Raw genomic sequence first — 19,809 nt, 5'->3', positions numbered from 1 at the left:
CTCCCGTCGGGGCCGCGGGTCCAGGTGGCCGGGCGGATCACGGTCGGATGCGCACCCAGCGGGTCTGTACGGGCGCGTGCCCCGGCCGATGGCAGACCACGCTGAGCCAGCCCGGAGGCAGCCCGGTGGCCGCGAAACAGCCGTTGCGGCTGATCCGCCGGGACAACGTCAGATGCGGGGTGCGTACGTCGACCAGCGTGTCCTCCCCGGGATAGGGGAGCACCTGCCCGGCCACGTCGATGAGCCCGTCGCCGACCGTCACCTCCAGGTCGAACGTCAGCCCGTCGGCGACGAACCGCACCAGGTGCGAGCCGTCCTCGCCCCGCGCCCCCGCGCCGGCGAGCATGGCCTCGGCGACCGGGGCGGCGGTGAGCGAGCCCGCGACGCGCAGGCCGTAGACCTCGCGCGCGGCGGTGGTCACGTGGGCCGGGGGCGGGTCGGTCCCCGCGGCCAGCCGGAGCGCCGCCAGGAAATACTCGTCGTCCATCATTGCGCCATCTCCTGAGATGAGATCAGAGTGCGCAGTTTTTCCAGGCAGCGGGCCCGGGTGGGGCCGACGCTGCCGATGGGCATCCCGAGCCGGGCAGCGGTCTGCCGGCTCCCGAGGTCGATCGCGACCAGCTGCAGCAGCGTGCGGCAGGGCTCGTGCATGGTGGAGACCGCCTTCCAGAGCAACTGCCGGTCGTCGTCGCGGAGGACGGCCGCGCCCGGCTCGGGCTCCTCGACCGCCGCCAGGACGTGGACGCCGGAACGGCGGCCCTCGCGCAGGATCTGCAGCGCCTCGCGGCGCACGACCGTGGCCAGCCACGCGCCCAGCCGCTCGGGCTCCCTGATGTCCTCCAGGCGCTGCAGCAGCCGCAGCCAGCCGCCCTGCACCACGTCGGCCGCGTCGGCGGCGCCGAGCCCGCTCGCGCGGGCCACCGCCCACATGAGCGGGCCGAACTCGGCCTCGAGCGCGTCCCACGCCGACCGATCGCCGTCGGCGGCGGCTCGCAGCAGCTCCGCTGGGGCGCGCTGGGGGTGCACGAGGACTCCTTCACGTCAGGGACGGGGAGGCGATCATTCCTCCCCGTGATCGAACGTGGACTGAGCGTAAACTCTACAGACTCGCCGGAACGACAACTCCCAGATCGGGAATTTGCCGGGCGCCATCCCCGTCGAGCATCCGCCGCACCACCTCCTTGGCCGGCTCGGCGACGGCCGCGGCCGCGATCGTCCCCGACACCAGCGCCGCGGCGAACGACGTGCCGCTCCACGTCGCGAACCCGCCGAACTCGCCGAGGTCCGGATAGCTGCTCTCCAGCCAGTCGCCGCGTGCGCAGGCGTCCACCCAAGTGCCGTAGCCGGAGTAGGCGGCGCGCCGCCGCCCCGTCGCCTCCAGCGCCGCCACGCCGACCACGGCGGGCAGCGCCGCCGGCCAGAACGGGCGGTCGGAGGCGGTGTTGCCGGCGCAGGCCACGGTCACGGTGTCGCTCAGCGCCGCGATCGCGTCGTTCAGCAGGGGCGGCGGCCGGTCGTCGAAGGTGTGGCCGCCGAAGGACAGGTTGATCACGTCGGGCGGGTCCTCGCGCAGGCGGTGCAGCGCGCGGATCACGCTCGCCTCGTCGCCGACGCCGTCGCCGTCCAGCACCCGCCGCACCCGCAGCGACACGCCGGGCGCCAGGCGCGCCAGCAGGCCCGCGATGAACGTCCCGTGCCCCGCCTGCTGTCCCTCGGCCGCGTCGGCGTCCTCCGGGCCCACGCGGGCGAACCACTCCGTGCCCGACCACCACGGATGCTTGGCCACGCCCGTGTCGAGCACCGCCACCGTCGCCGCGGAACGGTTCCTGACCGGCCGGTACGGGATCGGCTCCACCGGGAACGGCCGCGACGCCGGGCCGCCGAAGAACAGCGGCTGGCCGCGGAACACGTGGTTGGGTGAGGCCCGCAGGCCCCTGGCGTGCAGCTCGGAGGCGAGCTCGCAGGGGTCCACCCCGGGCGACAGGTGCGCGACGCAGACCCCGTCCGCCTCGGAGACGGCCTGGGTCCACCGGGCGACGGCGGACAAGGTGCTCCGGTCGCCCAGCAGCTGACCTGGACGGATGAGCGCCTCGCCGACAGATTGGAAGTTCATGGCGACGTATGTTTCCCGCCCGCACCAGGTGTCACGCGACACTCCCGCACCAACTTGGTATGGCCCCCCACTGGTGCCGGGTGGCGACCGACGGTAGTCTCTCCCTAGTCACTTGTGATCATCCCTATGTACGAGGCCGTTGGGGAAGGCGCACCTCGTACCGAACGGGAGGTCCGGTGTCTGCACGTGGCGTCCTTTACGTCCACTCGGCTCAGCCCGCGCTGTGCCCTCATATCGAATGGGCGGTCGCGGGTGTCCTTGGCGTGCCCGTAGACCTGACGTGGACGCCGCAGCCCGCCGCGCCCAACGTCGTACGGGCGCAGGCCGAGTGGGAGGGCAGGCCCGGCATCGCGGCCGCCATCGCCTCCTCGCTCATGGGCTGGCAGCGGCTCAGGTTCGAGATCACCGAGGACGCCTCGCCGGGCGTTGACGGCTCCCGGCACTGCTATACGCCGACCCTGGGCGCCTTCACGGCGGTCATCGGGGTCAACGGCGACATCATGGTCCCCGAGGACCGGCTCCGGGCCGCGATGATGCTGGCCGCCCAGGGGCGCTGTGTGCTTGAGGAAGAGCTCGACAAGCTGCTCGGCCGGCCGTGGGACGAGGAGCTCGAGCCCTTCCGGTACGCCGGGGACGGCGCTCCCGTCCGCTGGCTGCACGCCGCCGTCTGACCGGCGCCCACCCGACCTCCCCCTGAAAAGGCCCCCACCGATCGCCGGTGCGGGGCCTTTTGGGCTGTGTGCGGCGCCCGCCGTTCCTGACGCAGCAGAAAAGCCCCGCGCTCGCCGCCGGAAGAGGGCGAGTGCGGGGCCTTTCGGAGAAAGCCGGTGTTACAGGGGGATGTTGCCGTGGGCGCCCCGGGCGGGGGTGGCCTGGGTGAGGACCTTGGCGATGGCGCCGCGCGTCTCCCCGGGGCTGATCACCTCGTCGATGACCCCGAGCTCCTGAGCGCGTTCGAGCCCGCCGGCCAGCTTCTGGTGCTCCTCGGCCAGCCGCTCCTCCAGCGCCGCCCGATCCTCCTCGGCCGCGGCGGCCAGCTCGCGCCGCTTGAGGATGCGCACCGCCGCCACGGGACCCATGACCGCGACCTCGGTCGTGGGCCAGGCGAAGACCTTGGTGGCGCCGAGGGCGCGGGAGTTCATGGCGATGTACGCCCCGCCGTACGCCTTGCGCGTGACGAGCGTGACGCGCGGCACCGAGGCCTCGGCGAAGGCGTGCAGGAGCTTGGCGCCGCGCCGTACGACGCCGTCGTGCTCCTGCCCGACGCCCGGCAGGTAACCGGGAACGTCCACCAGGACAACCAACGGCACGCCGAACGCGTCACACATGCGTACGAACCGGGCGGCCTTCTCGGCGGACGTGGCGTCGAGGCAGCCGCCGAGCCGCATCGGGTTGTTGGCGATGACGCCGACGGTCCGGCCCCCGAGGCGGCCGAGCGAGGTGACGATGTTCGGCGCCCACTTGGGGTGCAGCTCGATGCCGGGCTCGTCGAGCAGGCCGTTGACGAGCGGCTTGACGTCGTAGGCCCGCCGCGCGGACTCCGGCAGCAGCGTGGAGAAGTCCACTTCCTCGATTTCTCCCGCGCGCACCCGCCCCTGGTGGCCGAGGAGCGTGGCGAGCTGGCGCGCCCTGACGTAGGCGTCGGTCTCGGTCTTGGTGACGACGTGCACGACGCCGCTGCGCTTGCTGTGCGGCTCGGGGCCGCCGAGCGCGGCGGCGTCGACGCTCTCGCCGGTGACGCTGCGGACGACGTCGGGGCCGGTGACGAAGATGCGGCCGGTGTCGGCCAGGATGACCAGGTCGGTGAGCGCCGGCCCGTAGGCGGCGCCGCCCGCGGCAGGGCCGACGACCACGGAGATCTGCGGGACGACACCGGACGCCTTGGTCATGGCGGCGAAGACCCTGCCGACCGCGTGCAGCGACTCGACGCCCTCGGTGAGGCGGGCGCCGCCGGAGTGCCAGATGCCGATGACCGGCACCCGCTCGCGTACGGCGACGTCGTAGGCGTGGACGATGTGCTCGCAGCCTTCGCTGCCCATCGCACCGCCCTGGAAGCGGGCGTCACTGCAGAAGGAGACGACGGGCACGCCTTCGACGCGGCCCATGGCGGCGAGGACGCCGCTCTTGTCCTCCGGGGTGATCAGCCGCAGCGAGCCCTCGTCGAGCAGGGCCGACAGGCGGACGAGTGGGTCACGGGGATCGGCGGGCTCCTGATCGGAGCCGGGCCTCACCACCCCGTTGTCGAGCACGGTCATTTAAGCCCCCTTGAACACGACGGACACGTTGTGCCCGCCGAAGCCGAACGAGTTGTTCACTGCGGCGATGTCGCCTTCGGGCAGCTTGCGATTCTCGCCGTGGACGAGATCCACCTCGATGCCGTCGTCGAGGTCGTGCAGGTTGATGGTGGCGGGGACGATCCGGTCCTGCAGCGCCTTGATGGTGAAGACGGACTCGATGCCGCCCGCGCCGCCGAGCAGGTGCCCGGTCATGGACTTGGTCGAGGTGACCAGCGGGTGCGTGCCGATGGCCTTGGCGATCGCCCGGACCTCGCCGACGTCGCCCGCGGGGGTCGAGGTGGCGTGCGCGTTGACGTGCTTGATGTCCTGGCCGGAGACGCCGGCGTTGTTGAGCGCCTGGGTCATGGCCATGATGATGCCCCGGCCCTCGGGCTCGGGCTGGGTGATGTGGTGCGCGTCGGCGGAGTAGCCGACGCCCGCGCAGTAGGCGTAGATGCGCGCGCCGCGCGCCTTGGCGTGCTCCTCGGACTCCAGCACGATGATGCCGGCGCCCTCGCCGAGCACGAACCCGTCGCGGTCGCGGTCCCACGGGCGGGACGCGCCGGCCGGGTCGTCGTTGCGGGTGGACATGGCCCGCGCGGCGGCGAAGGCGGCGATGTTGAGCCCGTGGATGGCGGCCTCGGTGCCGCCGGCCACCACGACGTCGGCGCGGCCGGCCCTGATCATGTCCATGGCGCTGCCGATGGCCTCGGCGCCGGAGGCGCACGCCGACACGGTGGCGTGCACGCCCGCCTGAGCGCCCAGGTCGAGGCCGATCCAGGCGGCCGGGCCGTTGGGCATGAGCATGGGCACGGTGAACGGCGACAGGCGGTTCCAGCCCCGCTCACGGTAGGTGTCGTAGGCGTTCAGCGTGGTGGTGATGCCGCCGATGCCGCTGGAGACCACCACGCCCAGCCGCTCGGGAGCCACTTCGGGGGCGCCGGCGTCCTGCCAGGCCTCCCGTGCGGCCACCAGCGCGAACTGCTCGCTGCGGTCGAGCCTGCGGGCCTCGGGCCGGGGCAGCACCTCGGCCGGATCGACGGCGGCCGTCCCCGCGAACTTCACGGGGACGGTGTCGATCCAGTCCGCGGCGAGGGTCTCGACACCCGACTGACCGGCGAGGAGCGCCGCCCAGGTCGAGGTGACGTCTCCACCGACGGGCGTCGTCGCGCCAAGCCCGGTGACGACGACACGTACCCGGTTCGCACTCACGTTTCGCGCTCCTTGCTGGTGATCAGTTGTGTGCTGCGGTGGTTTTCAGCCCTGGATGAAGTTGAGGACGTCCTTGACCGTCTTCAGGTTCTTGAGCTGGTCGTCGGGGATCTCGACGCCGAACTCGTCCTGGGCGGCCACGGCGATCTCGACCATGGACAGGGAGTCGATGTCGAGGTCGTCCACGAAGCTCTTCTCGGGGGTCACCTCGGAGGCCGGAATGCCGGTGATCTCGTTGATGATCTTGCCGAGGCCCGCAAGGATGTCCTGCTCGGTGGCAGCCATGTCGTTGTTCTCCTTTAGTTTTTCTTGGATCCGCGCGGCCCGAGGACCGCGCAAGCGAGTGGTGCGGGCGGGATCCTACGGGATCTCGATCACTTGGCCCGCGTACGTGAGCCCCGCGCCGAAGCCCAGCACGAGCGCCAGCCCGCCGGATTGCACCTCGCCGCGCTCCAGCATGCGCGAGAGCGCGAGCGGGATGGAGGCGGCGGAGGTGTTTCCCGCGGTGACGATGTCGCGCGCCACCGCGGCCTTGTCGGCGCCCAGCTTACGGGCGATCGCCTCGATGATGCGCAGGTTGGCCTGATGGGGGACGAAGGCCGACAGCTCGGACGGGTCGACGCCCGCCCGCTCGCAGGCCTCCAGGGCCACCGGGTGCAGCGCGGTGGTGGCCCAGCGGAAGACCGTCTGCCCCTCCTGGTGGAGGAAGGTCGTGCGGTCCTGGATCGCGATCGCGTCGGACTTGTCGCCGGCGCTGCCCCAGACCACGGGGCCGATGCCGGGGGTCTCGGCGGGGCCGACGACCGCGGCGCCCGCGCCGTCCGCGAAGATCACGGCGGTGGAGCGGTCGGTCCAGTCGACCCACTGCGACAGCTTCTCGCTCCCGATGACCAGGACGTTCCTGGCCGAACCACCGCGTACGGCGGCGCTGGCGGTGGCGAGCGCGTAGCAGAAGCCCGCGCAGGCGGCGTTGACGTCGAACGCGCCAGGCGACTTGATGCCGAGGCGGTGCGCCACGATGGCCGCGGCGTTGGGGATCTGCGTCTCCAGCGTGCAGGTGGCGACGATCACCAGGTCGACGTCGTCGGGCGACAGCCCGCTCGCGGCGAGCGCCTTGCCGCCCGCGATGGCGGCCATGTCCTCGACCGACTCGCCCGCGGCGGCGACCCTGCGCTCCTTGATGCCGACGCGCGACTGGATCCACTCGTCGTTGGTGTCCATGGTCTTGGCGAGGTCGTCGTTGGTGACGACGTTGGCCGGCTGGTAATGGCCGAGCGCCAGCACCCGGGCGCCGGGGGCGATGTCGGGAATCCTCACTTGATCAGCTCCCTGGCCGCTTCGAGGTCGTCTGGTGTCTTCAGCGCCACGGTCTCGACGCCGCGCAGCCCGCGCTTGGCGAGGCCGGTCAGCGTGCCGCCGGGCAGCAACTCGATCATCCGGGTGACGCCGAGCCCGGCCATGGTCTCCATGCAGGCGTCCCACCGGACGGGGCTGCTGACCTGCTTGACCAGGCGTTCGACGAACTCGGCGCCGCCGGCGACCGATCGGCCGTCGGCGTTGGAGAGCAGTGTCACCCGCGGGTCGGCGGGCGTGAGGGCCTCGGCGGCGGCGCGCAGGCTCTCCACGGCCGTCGCCATGTGCCGGGTGTGGAAGGCGCCCGCCACGGACAGGGGGCGCAGCCGGGCGCGGGCCGGGGCGTCGTCGGCGAAGGCCGCGAGCTGCTCCAGCGTGCCCCCGGCGACGATCTGGCCGGCGCCGTTGATGTTGGCGGGAGTGAGCCCGTGCCTGTCGATGGCGGCCAGCACCTCGTCCTCGGCGCCGCCGAGCACGGCGGTCATGCCGGTCTCGGTGATCGCCGCGGCCTTGGCCATGGCCTGGGCCCGCTCGCGGACGAGGGAGAGCGCCTGCTCGGCCGTGAGCACCCCGGCCAGCGCGGCCGCGGCGAACTCGCCCACGCTGTGTCCGGCGAGCACGTCGGGCTGCACGCCCAGGGCCTCGGCCGAGGCGAGCGCGGCGGCCACGAGCAGCGGCTGGGCGACGGCCGTGTCACGGATCTCGTCGGCGCCGGCGGTCGTGCCATAGGCGATCAGGTCGATCCCGGCGACCTCGGACCAGGCGCCGAGCCGGTCGGCGAGACCGGGCAGCTCGAGCCAGGGAGTGAGGAAGCCTGGAGTTTGGGCACCTTGGCCCGGAGCGACGAGTACAAGCACGCATTCCACCATGCCCTGTAGAGGTTCGACACGCGGCTGGAGATCCATACGAACCTTGTCCAGGCTTATTTGTAGGAACCCCACAGTGATGATTTCGGCCCGATTACGTTAGGGGTCGCCATGTAACGGCGGCTTCCGCGAGCCTGCCGAGGATCAGGCCGACCTGGAGCGTGAAGGCCGAGCGGCCCTCCGTGGGCTGGTAGCCGGTCAGCTCGGTGATCTTCTTCAGCCGGTAGCGCACGGTGTTGGGATGGACGAACAGCAGCCGCGCGGTCGCCTCCAGCGACGTGCCCTGCTCCAGATAGGTCGCCAGCGTGTCGAGCAGCGGCGTGCCGGCCAGCGGCAGGTAGACGTTCTCGATGAGCTGCTCCCTGGCGTCCTCGTCGCCGTCGAGCGCCCGCTCGGCCAGCAGGTCCTCGGCGTGGGCGGGACGGGGCGCGTCGGGCCAGCCCGCGGAGGCCTTCAGCCCGGCCAGCGCCGCCCGCGCGGAGCGGGGGGCGGCGTGCAGGTCGGGCACCTCGGGGCCGATGACGATGGGCCCCATGCCGAAGCGGGACACGACCTGCTTGGCCGCGACGTCGACGTCGTCGGCCCCGCCGACGATCACGACGAGCCGGTCGGCCTGTACGCCGGCCAGCAGGTCCATGCCGATGCGGCGGCCGCGTTCGCGCAGCCCGTCGATGACCGCGCGGGGGTCGCCCTCGGGCGCGTGGCCGGCGATGACGACCACGGGGGAGGAGGTCCAGCCGAGCGCCGCGGCCCAGGAGTGGAGCCCGTCGTCGACCTCGCCCCGGACCAGGGCGTCCACGATCAGCGCCTCCAGCCGGGCGTCCCAGGAGCCGCGCGCCTCGGCCTCGCGGGCGTAGACGTGCGCGGCCGCGAAGGCCACGTCGCGGGTGTAGCGCAGCATGGCCTGCTGGAGCTGGTCCTCGCCGCCGGGCGCGGCCAGCTCGTGGGTCTGCGCCTCGACGACCTCGACCACGACGCGCACGATGTCGACGGTCTGCTGCAGCGAGATCGAGCGCTTGAGCTCGCGCGGAGCGGTGCCGAAGAACTCGATGCTGGGCGTCGGCCGGTCCTCGCCGGCGCTGGAGAACCACTCGACGAACGCCGCGATGCCGGCCTGCGCGACGAGCCCCACCCAGGAGCGGTCCTCGGCGCTGAGCGCGCGGAACCAGGGAAGCTGCTCGTCCATGCGGGCCAGCGCCGCGGTGCCGAGCGAGCCCATGGCCCGCTCGAGCCTGCGTGTGGTGTCCTCCCGGGTCCGGTCTGTCACGCACTCTAGAGTGCCAGGTGGCTCGCGATGAACGCGACGCCACTCGGCCTGCGCGACTGACCGAACCCGTGCTCAGATCACCGCGACCGCGGTGATCAGGCCGATCGCCACGTGCGTCACCGCCAGCAGCCGCGCGCCCGGCTGCAGCTCGGGCTCCTGGACCAGGTCGCGTACGGAGATGCCGACGATCCGGTCGAAGACCAGCATCGCCACGGTCTGCACCACGATGCCGACCAGGCCGAACACCGCCGTGCCCGCCAGTCCCTCGGCGAGCCGTCCGCCGGAGGCCCAGATGGAGGCGGCCACGATCAGGCCGACCGCCGCCATGGCGGAGGAGGCCAGCAGGGTGGCGTTGGGGTTGCGCCCGCTGCGGATGATCTCGCTCAGCTTGCCCGGCGTGGCCCAGTCGATCACGTAGAAGCCCACGATCATGAGCAGCACGCCCACGGCGGCGTACGAGGCGACGGCACCGGAGCCGCGGGCGAGGGTTTCCAGAAGGGTCACGTCTGTTCCTTGGTTCGTTCTAAGGGGGGATGTCAGTCGGCGATGCGGTGCGGGACGAAGGAGGAGGTGTCGTCGGTGATCAGGCCCGTGCTCTCCCTGATGCCGAGCCCGGCGGCCTCGTCGGCGACCACCCAGGCGCCGAGCACCGGGCGCTGGCCGCCGAACTCCGGCAGCGCCTCGAAGCCCTGATGGACGTAGCCCTCGCGGCCGTAGCGGCCGGGCGTCTCCTGCGTGCCCCCGGGGGTGACGATCCTCATGGAGGCGCCCTCCCTGCCGAGCAGCGGCTTGGAGATGTACGAGGTGAGCTCGCGCGGCCCGTCGAGATAGGCGGGCAGCAGCGAGGGGTGCCCGGGATAGAGCTCCCACAGCACGGCGAGCAGCGCCTTGTTGGACAGCAGCGCCTTCCACAGCGGCTCGATCCAGGTGGCGTGGCGCACGGCGTGGCGGCCGAAGTCGTCCGAGAGCATCCACTCCCACGGATAGAGCTTGAACGCCGAGCGGAGCACCTGGTCGCCGGCGTCCACGAAGCGGCGTTCGCGGTCGTCCCAGCCGATGTCCTCCATCGCGACCGAGATCGTCGCGTGCCCCGCCTGCTCGGCGGTCTCCTGCAGGTAGGCGACCGTCATGGCCTCCTCGCCGGTCTCGTCGGCGTTGGTGAAGGCGAAGTGCACCGGGCCGGGCGGCAGCCGCAGCGCGCGCCAGCGGTCGATGAGCCGCTCGTGCAGGGAGTTCCACTGGTCGTCGTCGGGGTGCACGTCCTGCAGCCAGAACCACTGCACGACCGACGCCTCCACCAGCGAGGTGGGCGTGTCGGCGTTGTACTCCAGCAGCTTGGCCGGGCCGGTGCCGTCGTAGCGCAGGTCGAAGCGGCCGTACAGGTGCGGGTCACGCCGCTCCCAGGAGCGGGCGACCTCCTCCCAGGCCCACTCGGGCACGGCGAAGTCGGCGAAGCGGCCGGTGCTCACCACGTGCTCGACGGCGCGCAGGCACATGCCGTGCAGCTCCTCGACCTGCTCCTCCAGCGCCTCGATCTCCTCCATCGAGAAGACGTAGTGCACCGACTCGTCCCAGTAGGGCCGGGTGAGGCCCGTGGGGTGGGCGGCGCGGTGGTAGGCCAGGCCCTGCCCCTCGATCGTCTTCTCCCAGCCGTCCCTGGGAGTGCTGTGCTCGCGACGCATGCCTCAGCTCCCGCCGCTCCAGCTCTTGCCGAAGCCGCCACGCTGGATGGACTTGCCGCTGCGGGAGGAGATGTCCACGTCGGTGGGCCGGTAGGTGGTGCCGCCCCGGATCTTGTTGCCGGTGCGGGTGCCGCCGTAGTACCACATGTACGCCCCGCGCGATCCGCCGTAGTAGTGCGCGTGGCCGTCGTCGTCGTCGCAGTAGTCGTCGTCCACGACCTCGTACGTGCCGTCGGCGAGCTGCACCACGCAGTCGGCGGTGACCTCGTCGTCGTCCGCGGTGGCGGCGCAGTAGCCGACGAGGACCACGGAGATGACGCCCAGGATGGTGAGCTGGACGACTTTTGAGGATTTCCGGTCCTGCGGCGGCTTCGATCTGTTTTGCGGCGGTTTTGCCATGTAGCTCCTGCTTTCAGTGGCCGATCAGCCTACCGGTGGCTCTCGGCCGCGTTCAATCGGCGAACACGGCCCGTCCGAAACCGTGGGGTAGAAGGGACACATGAACCCCGTCGAGGCGTTGCGCGAGATCGCCTTCCTGCTCGAACGCGCCGGTGAGCCGACGTACCGCGTGCGGGCCTTCCGTCGTGCCGCCGCGGTCGTCGCCGAGCTGCCCGAGGAGGAGCTGCTGCGGCTGGCCCGCGACGGCGGGCTCGGCGACCTGCCCGGCATCGGGAAGGTCGCCGCACTGGTGATCAACGAAAGCCTCGACGGCCAGGTTCCGACATATTTGCGGCGGATGCGGGCCACCGAGGGCGAGGAGCTGGACGCCGAGACCGCCGCGCTGCGGGCCGCGCTCAAGGGCGACCTGCACAGCCACTCCGACTGGTCCGACGGCGGGTCGCCGATCGAGGAGATGGCCGAGGCGGCGCGCTCACTCGGGCACGAGTACTGGGCGCTGACCGACCACTCGCCGCGCCTCACCGTCGCCAAGGGATTGTCGGCCGAGCGGCTGGAGCGCCAGCTCGACGTGGTGGCCGCGCTCAACGAACGGCTCGCGCCGTTCAGGATCCTCACCGGCATCGAGGTGGACGTCAACCTCGACGGCTCGCTCGACCAGGAGCCCGAGCTGCTGGACCGGCTCGACGTGGTGGTCGCCAGCGTGCACTCCAAGCTGCGCATGAACGGCGAGGAGATGACCCGCCGCATGGTGACCGCCGTCGCCGACCCGCGGGTGGACGTGCTCGGGCACTGCACCGGGCGGGTGGTGCGGGGCGGCGGCGAGCGGGGCGTGAAGCGGCCGGAGTCGGAGTTCGAGGCGGAGCTGGTCTTCGAGGCGTGCCGCAGGTTCGGGGTGGCGGTCGAGATCAACTCCCGGCCCGACCGGCTCGACCCGCCCAAGCGGCTGATGCGGCTGGCGTACGAGATGGGCTGCCTGTTCGCGATCGACTCCGACGCGCACGCGCCCGGCCAGCTCGACTGGCAGCGGTACGGCTGCGAGCGGGCGGCCAGATGCGGGATCGAGGCCGACCGGATCGTGAACACCTGGCCGCTGGAGCGGCTGCTCGACTGGACCCGCGTCCGCCCCGGACGCCTCAGCAGGTGACCGTGCGGTTGTAGGACCCGACCTTGTACGTCCACTCCCGCGAGCGCCCGACGGCCAGCGTGACGCAGGGCGTGTCGCGGGCCCAGTCCATGATGACCTTGACCCGCATGGTGCTGTCGCAGCCGTTGCGCACCCACACGATCAGGCCGTGCGGCTGCTCGTCGGCGATGCGGGCGACGCAGGAGGGAGCGGTGCCGCGGGCCGCCGCGGCGGCGGAGGGAACCGCGGGGACGAGCGTGGCGCAGCCGGCCAGGACAGTGATGAAAATCGTTCTCAGGCGCATGGCTGGACGCTACTCCTTCTCGCGGCCGGGTGATAACTCCGCGTTATCGAGATGTCACCCTTCGGTAGGGAGGGAAGGATGGTCAGGTTCGCGCGATTTTGCTCGATCGGAAAGCCAGGCGCCTCGGGAAGCAGCTCCGAAGGCGGGAAACGGTGGCCGGCGGGGTGACAATAGCGTGGCCGGGCGGACAGGAGGCTGTGGCGGGGGAGCGTCGCGGGCCGCGATTGTCGGTGGCGGCACGTAGCGTCACGGCTGTGAATCGTACCGACCGGCTCTACGCGCTCGTCGAGGACCTGCGCGCCATCGCGCCCCGCTGCCGCTCCGCCCGCGCGCTCGCCGAGCGGTTCGAGGTCAGCGTACGCACGATCGAGCGCGACATCACCGCGCTCCAGGAGTCGGGCGTCCCCATCTACGCCGAGCCCGGCCGCAAGGGCGGCTACGCCATCGACAAGAAGATGTCCCTGCCCCCGCTCAACTTCAGCCCGGCCGAGGCCGTGGCCATCGCGGTGGCGCTCAGCCAGGCGGGCGACCAGCCCTTCGGCCGGCACGCCCACAGCGCCTTACGCAAGGTCGTCGCCGCCATGCCGGGTCAGGAGGGTGAGCTGGCCCGCGAGCTGGCCCGCCGGGTGCAGCTCGTCCGCCGTCCCGGCGAGGACGGCGAGGAGTCCCGGCCGCTCGGCCCCGAGCACGTCTCGCGCGCCATAGAGGAGGCGCTGCTGCGGCGGCGGGTGCTGCGCCTCGACTACGCCGACGCCAAGGGCGCGCTCACCTCGCGCGACGTCGAGCCGGGCGTCTTCCTCGGCGGGCGCGGCGGGTTCTGGTATCTCGTGGCCTGGTGCCGGCTCCGCGACGACGTGCGCGTCTTCAGGCTCGACCGCATCGCGGCCGCCACCGTCACCGCCGAGCGCTGCCCCGAGCGGCCGCTGGAGGGCTTCGCCACCGACGTCCCGGAGCTGATCGTGCACGGCACGCTCCTCGACTAGGTGATTCAGATGTTCGAAAAGTCAAGAGGAAACACCGACATAGGGTTGTCGCTCAACGGATGCATCGTTGTCTTGTTCGAGAAAGAGGGAGATGGCGATGGACAACACGGTGACCTGGTTCGAGGTCGCGACCGGCGACCCCGAAGGCGCCCAGCGGTTCTACGGCGGTCTGTTCGGCTGGACGTTCGCCGCCGGCGACGGCGGCGGGCCGATGGACTACCGCATGATCGGCTATGCGGGCGGCGGGGAGCCGGCGGGCGGGCTCTTCAACACCAAGGGAGAGTTCCCCGACCACGCGGTCTTCCACGTCCAGGTGGCCGACGTCGAGGAGACCTGCGCGCGGACCGAGGCGCTCGGCGGCAAGGTGATCACCAAGGTCGTCGGCGAGGGCGCGGGCACCGACTTCGCCTATCTCCAGGACACCTCGGGCAGCCTCTTCGGGATCTTTCACCGCAGGTGACGACCCGTGCGCGGGCCGGGGGAAGCACCTTCCCCGCCGATCCCGGCCGCCACGGGGCCGCGCGCGCCCGCCCTACCCCTCAGGGCTCACGACGAGGGGTTCGCGGGCGGCGCGGAGTCACCCCGCGCCCTGGACACGCCGCCGATCGCCGAGCGGCGGCGCGTCCAGGGCCCTGACCCGGCCGTGACGGCCCTGAGTCCGCCGTGACGGCCCCGACCCGGCCGTGACGGCCCCGGGCGGCTGGGCGGGGGCCAGGAGGCCGCGGCGGCCAGCCGGCGGGTCAGAAGGCTGCGGTGGCGAGCCAGCGGGTCAGGAGGGCGTGGTCACCGTGGACCGTGAGCGCGTCCGGTGAGCGGCGGCCGTAGAGCAGCAGGAACAGGTCCGCGGCCGGGCCCCGGACGCCGACGTCGCCCTTGGCGTGGCCGCGCGTCCACTCGATGCGCCCGCCGGGGCCCTGTGTGATCGTCCACTCGCCCCGGACGCCCCCGGGGACGGGTGCGGCGTCAGAGGTGTCGGTGGCGTGGAGGTGGATCGTGGCCCCCTCCACGCCGAGCTCAGCCAGCCGCCGGGTGACCCACACCGCGGCCGGCAGGTTGTGCAGGAACTCCTCGATGCCGTCCGCGGCGGTCGCCGGCGGGACCACCGGGTCGACGCCGAGCGCGAGCTCGGCGTCGACCCGGTGCACGACCAGCTCGTAGGCCATCCGCCGCGGCCACCAGGCCGCCCGCCGGTCCGGGCCCCAGGTCCAGACCGGCGTGTCCGGGTCCGTCTCGCGCAGCGTGCGCACCAGCTCGGTCGCACCGGCCCGCAGCCATCCGGCGTCCCCGTTACGCCCCTCGGGCAGCCCGCTCGGCACCTGGCGCGACCAGATGCGCTCCTGCACCCGGTCGCGCAGCACGTGCGCCGCCCAGCGGTGCGTCTGGCCGACGTGCGTGACCAGCTCGGCCATCGTCCACCCCGGGCAGGAGGGCACGGGCGCGGACAGGTCACCGGCGAGCTCCGTGAGCTCCGCCAGGCGTTCGGTCTCCTGCTCGATCAGCGGCTCGTAGTTCACCCGCACCAGACTAGGCCGCCGGGCAGGTGGCGCCCTTCTGTGGCACTTTTCCGTTGATGAGGTAACTGTCGACGAGCGCCCGGATGCACTTGCTGCCCGACAGGTAGGCGCCGTGCCCCTCGCCCTCGTACGTCACCAGCGTCGCGGTCTTGAGCTGGGCCGTCAGCTTGGGCGCCCACTCGTACGGCGTGGCAGGGTCGCCCTTGCCGCCGACCACCACGATCGGCGCCGAGCCGGTCGCGTCCACGTGCCGCGCCTGGTCGCTGCCCTTGACCGGCCACACCCGGCACAGCCCGCCGGAGCCCTCGCTCCCGAACAGCGGCGAGATCTGCAGCGCCTGCTGCTCGGTGCGCCGCAGGTCGGCCTCGCTCGGCCGTTCGGCGGTGTCCACGCAGGTGATGGCGGGGAAGCTGGTCATCTGCGTCGAGTAGCTGCCGTCCGTGGACCGCCCGGTGTAGGTGTCGGCCAGGTAGAGCAGCGCCTCGCCGTGGCCCTGGAGCGCCTCGCCGAGCGCCTGCTCCAGGAACGGCCAGGTCAGCTCGGAGTACAGCGCGGCCGCCACGCCCGTCGAGGCGAGCCCCTGGGTGAGCTCGCGGTCCCTGACCTTGATGGGCTTGGCGGTCAGCTCGTTCATGAGGTTCTCGACGTTGGTGTTGGCCGTCGCGACGTCCTTGCCGACCGCGCACGAGCCGTCCTTCACGCACGCCTTCAGGAAGCTGTCGTAGGCGTGCTGGAAGCCGCGCGTCTGGGCGACCGTGCGCTGCTCGAAGGTGATCGTCGGGTCGAGCGGCGCGTCCAGCACCATGCGGCCGACGTTCTTGGGGAACAGGGTGGCGTAGACGGCGCCGAGCTGGGTGCCGTACGACATGCCGACGTAGTTGAGCTTCGGGTCGCCGACGGCGGCGCGGATGCGGTCCATGTCGCGGGCGGCGTTCACGGTGCCGACGTAGGGCAGGATCTTGCCGGAGTTCTTCTGGCACAGCGCGGCGAACTGCTTGTTCATCTGCTCGCCCTCGCGGTGCGTCTGGTCGTTGGGTGGCAGCGTGTCGAGGGCGGTGAACCGGTCCATCTCGGCGCCGTTGCCGCACCGCACGCCGGAGCTGCGCTCGACCCCGCGCGGGTCGAAGCTGACCAGGTCGTAGCGGGTGCGCAGCGGGGCGAGCGCCTTGCCCGCCTGGTCCAGCGTGTCCACCCCGGAGGCTCCCGGGCCGCCGAAGTTGAACACCATCGAGCCGAGCCGCTGCCCGGTGGCCGGCATCTTGATCAGCGCCAGCTGGATCTTCTCGCCGTCCGGCTTGTCGTAGTCGAGCGGCACCGCGAGCTTGCCGCACCGCACCGAGCTGTCCTGACGGGCCGGCGGCGCGCCGTCAGGGCGCTTGATGTCGGTGCACGGGCCCCATTCGACCTGGTCGGCGCTGCTCTGGAGCCCTGGGACGGACTGTGCGGCGGGCTCGGCCGGAACGGCGGAGCAACCGACTGCCCCGACGAGCAGGGCGACGGCTAGGACACCTCGCATGGCACAAACTTCCCCTCGTCTACTCGGGGGAAGAGTGCCCACAATACGCGACCTCGCACCAAACGTGGGTGAGGCGGCCCGTACCCCTCCTAACGTGCCGCCTCACCCGTCCGTCCCCCGAACACGGGGACGCCCCCGCGAGGACATTCGCGGGAGCGTCCCTGATGGATGTGTCAGACGCCCATCGACTGGGTGTCGTTGCTCTCCGCGCCGCCGGCCTCGGTGACGCCGTTCTTGAGGTGGTAGCGGGCGATGGCCTCGCGCAGCACCTCGCCGTCGAGCTCCTTGCGGCGTACGAGCTGGGTCAGCACCGCCAGCGTGATCGAGGCCGCGTCCACGTGGAAGTGGCGGCGCAGCGCCGAGCGCGTGTCGGACAGGCCGAACCCGTCGGTGCCCAGCGAGGACCAGTCACCCGGCACCCACTGCGCGATCTGGTCCTGGACGGCCTTCATGTAGTCGCTGACGCCCACGAACGGCCCCTGGGCGCCGGACAGCGCCTGGGTGACGTAGGGGACGCGCTGCTCGGCCTCCGGGTTGAGCAGGTTGTGCTCCTCGCAGGCCAGCGCCTCGCGGCGCAGCTCCGACCAGGACGTGGCCGACCACACGTCGGCGGAGACGCCCCAGTCCTCGGCGAGCAGGCGCTGCGCCTCCATCGCCCACGGGCCCGCCACGCCCGAGCACAGGATGTTGGCCTTCGGGCCCTGCGTCTGCGGCCCGTCGGCGAACTTGTAGAGGCCCTTGAGCAGGCCCTGCACGTCGAGGTTGGCCGGCTCGGCGGGCTGCAGGTAGGGCTCGTTGTAGACGGTCAGGTAGTAGAAGACGTCCTCCGGCTGGTCGCCGTACATGCGGCGCAGGCCATCCTTGACGATGTGGGCCACCTCGAACGCCCAGGACGGGTCGTAGGAGATCGCGGCCGGGTTGGTGGAGGCGATGAGCGGCGTGTGGCCGTCCTCGTGCTGCAGGCCCTCACCGTTGAGCGTGGTGCGGCCGGCCGTGGCGCCCAGCAGGAAGCCGCGCGTCATCTGGTCGGCCATCTGCCACATCTGGTCGCCGGTCCGCTGCCAGCCGAACATCGAGTAGAAGATGTAGATCGGGATCATGTGCTCGCCGTGCGTGGCGTAGGAGGTGCCGGCGGCGATCGCCGAGGCCATCGAGCCCGACTCGCTGATGCCCTCGTGCAGGATCTGGCCCTGCACGGCCTCCTTGTACGACAGCAGCAGCTCCCTGTCGACGGCCTCGTACGTCTGGCCGTGCGGCGAGTAGATCTTCGCCGACGGGAACATGGCGTCCATGCCGAACGTGCGCGCCTCGTCGGGGATGATCGGCACGAACCGGTGGCCGATCTCCTTGTCGCGCATGAGGTCCTTGAGCAGCCGGACGAAGGCCATGGTGGTGGCCACCTGCTGCTTGCCCGAGCCCTTGCCGAAGCTCTTGTAGACCTCGTCGCCCGGCAGCTTGATCGGCTTGGCCCGCTGGACCCGCTTGGGCAGCACGCCGCCGAGCGCCGCCCGGCGCTCCTTCATGTACTGGATCTCTTCGTCGTTCTCGCCCGGGTGGAAGTAGGGCGGCAGGTCGCCTTCCAGCGCCGAGTCGGGGATCGGCAGGTAGAGCCGGTCCCTGAACTCCTTGAGCTCGGCCTTGGTGAGCTTCTTCATCTGGTGCGTGGCGTTGCGCGCCTCGAAGTCCTTGCCGAGGGTCCAGCCCTTGATGGTCTGGGCGAGGATCACGGTCGGCTGGCCGACGTGCTCGCGGGCCGCCTTGAAGGCCGCGTAGACCTTGCGGTAGTCGTGGCCGCCGCGCGACAGCTTGCGGATGTCGTCGTCGGACAGGTGCTCGACCATCTTGCGCAGGCGCGGGTCGGAGCCGAAGAAGTTGTCGCGGATGTAGGCGCCCGACTCGACCGAGTAGGTCTGGAACTGTCCGTCGGGCGTGGTGTTCATCTGGTTGACCAGCACGCCGTCGACGTCGGCGGCGAGCAGCGGGTCCCAGTCGCGGCCCCAGACGACCTTGATGACGTTCCAGCCGGCGCCGCGGAAGTAGGACTCCAGCTCCTGGATGATCTTGCCGTTGCCGCGTACGGGGCCGTCGAGCCGCTGCAGGTTGCAGTTGATGACGAACGTGAGGTTGTCCAGCTCCTCGCGGGCGGCCACGCCGATGGCGCCGAGCGACTCGGGCTCGTCCATCTCGCCGTCGCCGAGGAAGGCCCACACGTGGCTGCGGCTGGTGTCCTTGATCTGGCGGTTGAGCAGGTAGCGGTTGAACCGCGCCTGGTAGATCGCGCCGATCGGGCCGAGCCCCATGGAGACGGTCGGGAACTCCCAGAAGTCGGGCATGAGCCGCGGGTGCGGGTAGGAGGGCAGCCCGTGGAAACCGTGCGAGAGCTCCTGACGGAACGCGTCGAGCTGCGCCTCGTTGAGCCGGCCCTCCAGGTAGGCGCGGGCGTAGATGCCCGGCGCGGCGTGGCCCTGGAAGAAGACCTGGTCGCCCGACTCGCCGTGGTCCTTGCCGCGGAAGAAGTGGTTGAAGCCCACCTCGTAGAGCGACGCGGCGGAGGCGTAGGTCGCGATGTGACCGCCGACGTTGGTGCGGGCGTTGGCCCGGGACACCATGACCGCCGCGTTCCAGCGGATGTAGGCGCGGATGCGGCGCTCGACGTGCTCGTCACCCGGGAACCAGGGCTCGCGCTCCGGCGGGATGGTGTTGATGTAGTCGGTGCTCCGCAGGCCCGGCACGCCGACCTGGTGCTCGCGGGCCCGCTCCAGCATGCGCAGCATCAGGTAGCGGGCTCTGGTGCGGCCTTCGGTCTTGACGACGTTGTCGAGAGACTCGAGCCACTCGTTGGTCTCACTGGGGTCGACATCAGGCAGCTGGCTGGGTAGGCCGTCGCTGATGATCGAGAATCGCTGGCGTCCGGAAGCCACTGGGTCTCGCCTTCCGAGAATGACTGATGTCTGGTCTGGTCGTCTTCCATCCTGGTCTCTAGCCGTAGAAAACGCATCTCTACTGGCCGGTAACCAGCGTGTCCCTGCTGGCAGGGACCTCTCCGATGGCCTAGACCACCGATGGTAGGACGATTCGCAGTCAAAGGTTACATCCCAGGAGCATTTTAACAAGACAGCAAAATGAACGAAATTTCGCTCGCGTGTCCCGGTCCTGCTCCACGGGGCCCTGCCCGCCGCGCCCGCCCTTCCCTCAGAGGAC

General features: G+C 71.5%; 20 protein-coding genes. 4 read left to right on the top strand and 16 right to left on the bottom strand.

Annotated elements, in window-relative coordinates:
- Positions 1-37: 37 nt before the first annotated feature.
- The 3 genes from ABD292_RS28855 to ABD292_RS28845 form a co-directional block, all read right to left on the bottom strand.
- Entirely contained in the window at positions 38-490 is a 453-nt protein-coding gene (locus ABD292_RS28855; protein ID WP_344212680.1) for a hypothetical protein, read from the bottom strand.
- A complete protein-coding gene (locus tag ABD292_RS28850; RefSeq protein ID WP_344212678.1) occupies positions 487-1,026 on the bottom strand; it encodes an RNA polymerase sigma factor in 540 nt (179 codons plus the stop codon). Before ABD292_RS28850 ends, ABD292_RS28855 begins: the two co-directional genes overlap by 4 nt.
- Before the next feature lie 73 nt (positions 1,027-1,099).
- Complete coding sequence (locus tag ABD292_RS28845) at positions 1,100-2,113, bottom strand: S8 family peptidase (RefSeq protein WP_344212676.1); 1,014 nt, start codon at positions 2,111-2,113, stop codon at positions 1,100-1,102.
- A gap of 176 nt (positions 2,114-2,289) precedes the next feature.
- Between ABD292_RS28845 and ABD292_RS28840 the strand changes: the two genes are divergently transcribed.
- Complete coding sequence (locus tag ABD292_RS28840; RefSeq protein ID WP_091092164.1) at positions 2,290-2,784, top strand: DUF3145 domain-containing protein; 495 nt, start codon at positions 2,290-2,292, stop codon at positions 2,782-2,784.
- Positions 2,785-2,943: 159 nt separating this feature from the next.
- Here ABD292_RS28840 and ABD292_RS28835 read toward each other — a convergent pair whose 3' ends face one another.
- From ABD292_RS28835 to ABD292_RS28795, 9 genes are all read right to left on the bottom strand, one after another.
- A complete protein-coding gene (locus ABD292_RS28835; RefSeq protein ID WP_344212673.1) occupies positions 2,944-4,368 on the bottom strand; it encodes an acyl-CoA carboxylase subunit beta in 1,425 nt (474 codons plus the stop codon).
- Positions 4,369-5,601, bottom strand: coding sequence for a beta-ketoacyl-ACP synthase II (fabF, locus tag ABD292_RS28830; RefSeq protein WP_344212671.1), 1,233 nt, complete (start codon positions 5,599-5,601; stop codon positions 4,369-4,371). It lies immediately after the preceding gene.
- A 45-nt stretch (positions 5,602-5,646) separates the two neighbouring features.
- Positions 5,647-5,886 (bottom strand): acyl carrier protein, encoded by a 240-nt coding sequence (locus ABD292_RS28825; RefSeq protein ID WP_020541957.1) that lies wholly within the window; start codon positions 5,884-5,886, stop codon positions 5,647-5,649.
- A 75-nt stretch (positions 5,887-5,961) separates the two neighbouring features.
- Complete coding sequence (locus ABD292_RS28820; RefSeq protein WP_344212668.1) at positions 5,962-6,918, bottom strand: beta-ketoacyl-ACP synthase III; 957 nt, start codon at positions 6,916-6,918, stop codon at positions 5,962-5,964.
- The gene (locus tag ABD292_RS28815) at positions 6,915-7,811 is read right to left on the bottom strand and encodes an ACP S-malonyltransferase (RefSeq protein WP_344212666.1); all 897 of its coding nucleotides are present in this window, start codon (positions 7,809-7,811) and stop codon (positions 6,915-6,917) included. The genes ABD292_RS28820 and ABD292_RS28815 overlap by 4 nt, the downstream gene beginning before the upstream one ends.
- 103 nt (positions 7,812-7,914) lie before the next feature.
- Entirely contained in the window at positions 7,915-9,039 is a 1,125-nt protein-coding gene (locus ABD292_RS28810; protein WP_344212819.1) for a PucR family transcriptional regulator, read from the bottom strand.
- A gap of 120 nt (positions 9,040-9,159) precedes the next feature.
- The gene (locus tag ABD292_RS28805) at positions 9,160-9,591 is read right to left on the bottom strand and encodes a DUF350 domain-containing protein (protein WP_344212664.1); all 432 of its coding nucleotides are present in this window, start codon (positions 9,589-9,591) and stop codon (positions 9,160-9,162) included.
- A 32-nt stretch (positions 9,592-9,623) separates the two neighbouring features.
- A complete protein-coding gene (locus ABD292_RS28800; protein WP_344212662.1) occupies positions 9,624-10,769 on the bottom strand; it encodes a glutathionylspermidine synthase family protein in 1,146 nt (381 codons plus the stop codon).
- Between the two features lie 3 nt (positions 10,770-10,772).
- A complete protein-coding gene (locus tag ABD292_RS28795) occupies positions 10,773-11,168 on the bottom strand; it encodes a hypothetical protein (protein ID WP_344212660.1) in 396 nt (131 codons plus the stop codon).
- A gap of 100 nt (positions 11,169-11,268) precedes the next feature.
- Between ABD292_RS28795 and ABD292_RS28790 the strand changes: the two genes are divergently transcribed.
- Entirely contained in the window at positions 11,269-12,312 is a 1,044-nt protein-coding gene (locus ABD292_RS28790) for a PHP domain-containing protein (protein ID WP_344212658.1), read from the top strand.
- Here the strand turns inward: ABD292_RS28790 and ABD292_RS28785 are convergent.
- On the bottom strand, positions 12,302-12,595 hold the full coding sequence (locus tag ABD292_RS28785; protein ID WP_344212656.1) for a hypothetical protein: 294 nt from the start codon (positions 12,593-12,595) through the stop codon (positions 12,302-12,304). The two genes, ABD292_RS28790 and ABD292_RS28785, sit on opposite strands and share 11 nt — an antisense overlap.
- 254 nt (positions 12,596-12,849) lie before the next feature.
- Between ABD292_RS28785 and ABD292_RS28780 the strand changes: the two genes are divergently transcribed.
- Both ABD292_RS28780 and ABD292_RS28775 read left to right on the top strand, forming a co-directional pair.
- Positions 12,850-13,578, top strand: coding sequence for a helix-turn-helix transcriptional regulator (locus ABD292_RS28780; protein ID WP_344212654.1), 729 nt, complete (start codon positions 12,850-12,852; stop codon positions 13,576-13,578).
- A gap of 97 nt (positions 13,579-13,675) precedes the next feature.
- Positions 13,676-14,038 (top strand): VOC family protein, encoded by a 363-nt coding sequence (locus ABD292_RS28775; protein ID WP_344212652.1) that lies wholly within the window; start codon positions 13,676-13,678, stop codon positions 14,036-14,038.
- 280 nt (positions 14,039-14,318) lie between these two features.
- Here ABD292_RS28775 and ABD292_RS28770 read toward each other — a convergent pair whose 3' ends face one another.
- The 3 genes from ABD292_RS28770 to aceE all read right to left on the bottom strand — a co-directional run bounded on the left by ABD292_RS28770 (position 14,319) and on the right by aceE (position 19,529).
- The gene (locus tag ABD292_RS28770; protein WP_344212650.1) at positions 14,319-15,092 is read right to left on the bottom strand and encodes a maleylpyruvate isomerase family mycothiol-dependent enzyme; all 774 of its coding nucleotides are present in this window, start codon (positions 15,090-15,092) and stop codon (positions 14,319-14,321) included.
- 10 nt (positions 15,093-15,102) lie between these two features.
- Positions 15,103-16,608, bottom strand: coding sequence for an alpha/beta hydrolase (locus ABD292_RS28765; protein ID WP_344212648.1), 1,506 nt, complete (start codon positions 16,606-16,608; stop codon positions 15,103-15,105).
- Between the two features lie 173 nt (positions 16,609-16,781).
- Positions 16,782-19,529 carry a pyruvate dehydrogenase (acetyl-transferring), homodimeric type gene (gene aceE, locus ABD292_RS28760; protein WP_344212646.1) on the bottom strand — a complete coding sequence of 916 codons (2,748 nt, stop codon included), beginning with the start codon at positions 19,527-19,529 and terminating at the stop codon, positions 16,782-16,784.
- Positions 19,530-19,809 lie beyond the last annotated feature (280 nt).

The organism is Nonomuraea bangladeshensis (genome assembly GCF_039529455.1).
Classification (GTDB): domain Bacteria; phylum Actinomycetota; class Actinomycetes; order Streptosporangiales; family Streptosporangiaceae; genus Nonomuraea; species Nonomuraea bangladeshensis.
The sequence above is the reverse complement of the archived record's forward strand: the minus strand, read 5'-3'. Positions and strand labels throughout refer to the sequence as shown.

What these genes read in the sequence shown, in the direction of transcription:
- ABD292_RS28855 (WP_344212680.1), bottom strand. Translation starts at nt 490, where the DNA reads ATGATGGACGACGAGTATTTCCTGGCGGCGCTCCGGCTGGCCGCGGGG.
- ABD292_RS28845 (WP_344212676.1), bottom strand. Translation starts at nt 2,113, where the DNA reads ATGAACTTCCAATCTGTCGGCGAGGCGCTCATCCGTCCAGGTCAGCTG.
- ABD292_RS28835 (WP_344212673.1), bottom strand. Translation starts at nt 4,368, where the DNA reads ATGACCGTGCTCGACAACGGGGTGGTGAGGCCCGGCTCCGATCAGGAG.
- ABD292_RS28825 (WP_020541957.1), bottom strand. Translation starts at nt 5,886, where the DNA reads ATGGCTGCCACCGAGCAGGACATCCTTGCGGGCCTCGGCAAGATCATC.
- ABD292_RS28810 (WP_344212819.1), bottom strand. Translation starts at nt 9,039, where the DNA reads ATGGGCTCGCTCGGCACCGCGGCGCTGGCCCGCATGGACGAGCAGCTT.
- ABD292_RS28800 (WP_344212662.1), bottom strand. Translation starts at nt 10,769, where the DNA reads ATGCGTCGCGAGCACAGCACTCCCAGGGACGGCTGGGAGAAGACGATC.
- ABD292_RS28795 (WP_344212660.1), bottom strand. Translation starts at nt 11,168, where the DNA reads ATGGCAAAACCGCCGCAAAACAGATCGAAGCCGCCGCAGGACCGGAAA.
- ABD292_RS28790 (WP_344212658.1), top strand. Translation starts at nt 11,269, where the DNA reads ATGAACCCCGTCGAGGCGTTGCGCGAGATCGCCTTCCTGCTCGAACGC.
- ABD292_RS28785 (WP_344212656.1), bottom strand. Translation starts at nt 12,595, where the DNA reads ATGCGCCTGAGAACGATTTTCATCACTGTCCTGGCCGGCTGCGCCACG.
- ABD292_RS28775 (WP_344212652.1), top strand. Translation starts at nt 13,676, where the DNA reads ATGGACAACACGGTGACCTGGTTCGAGGTCGCGACCGGCGACCCCGAA.
- ABD292_RS28765 (WP_344212648.1), bottom strand. Translation starts at nt 16,608, where the DNA reads ATGCGAGGTGTCCTAGCCGTCGCCCTGCTCGTCGGGGCAGTCGGTTGC.